Origin of the sequence: Undibacterium sp. Di26W (assembly GCF_049340265.1) — a bacterium.
Lineage (GTDB): Bacteria > Pseudomonadota > Gammaproteobacteria > Burkholderiales > Burkholderiaceae_D > Undibacterium.
Genome location: NZ_JBMPOR010000074.1, coordinates 1 through 551 on the forward strand (window position 1 = coordinate 1; position 551 = coordinate 551).

Consider the following 551-nt stretch of genomic DNA (forward strand, 5'->3'; position numbering starts at 1 on the left):
AGAGGTTTTCCTCCTGATTTTCTCTGTGTCTCTGTGCCTCTGTGTTGAGCGGTCTTAAGGGTTTAAAGCGTAACATCGAAAGAGAACACATTATGGCAATGGCAATTGGCAATGATGGTGATGGCGAAGACGAAGTCAACAGCACCATCAACACCACCCCGCTGGTCGACGTCATGCTGGTTTTGCTGATCATCTTCCTGATCACCACCCCGGTGATTACAGATACGGTCAAGCTCAAGCTGCCGGCAGAAACAAACGTCATTTACAAGACTAAACCGGAAAACATCACCTTGTCCGTGAACAAGGATGGTGATCTGTACTGGAACGGCAGCATGCGTCCACTGGGTGGCACGGATGAGCTGTTTGAGAAATTGAAAGTGGAAGCGGTGAAGGTGCCGCAACCTGAGTTGCACATCCGTGGTGATCAAAACACCCGCTATGAATTTATTGGCAAGAGTATCTTGACAGCACAGCGGGCAGGTATCGCCAAGGTAGGCTTCGTGATCGAACCGCCTTCACGGGACTAAGCGCAATTTGATAAAGACCTGAGA

Annotated in this window: 1 protein-coding gene; it reads left to right on the top strand. The window is 49.5% G+C overall.

The features are described 5' to 3' along the window. Nucleotides 1-92 precede the first annotated feature (92 nt). Nucleotides 93-527: an ExbD/TolR family protein gene (locus tag ACO0LM_RS28695; RefSeq protein WP_423042356.1), complete on the top strand. Its 435-nt coding sequence runs from the start codon at nt 93-95 to the stop codon at nt 525-527. The last annotated feature ends 24 nt before the right edge of the window (nt 528-551 follow it).

Excerpts from the sequence above, each read along its gene's own strand:
- ACO0LM_RS28695 (WP_423042356.1), top strand. The coding sequence starts at position 93 with ATGGCAATGGCAATTGGCAATGATGGTGATGGCGAAGACGAAGTCAAC.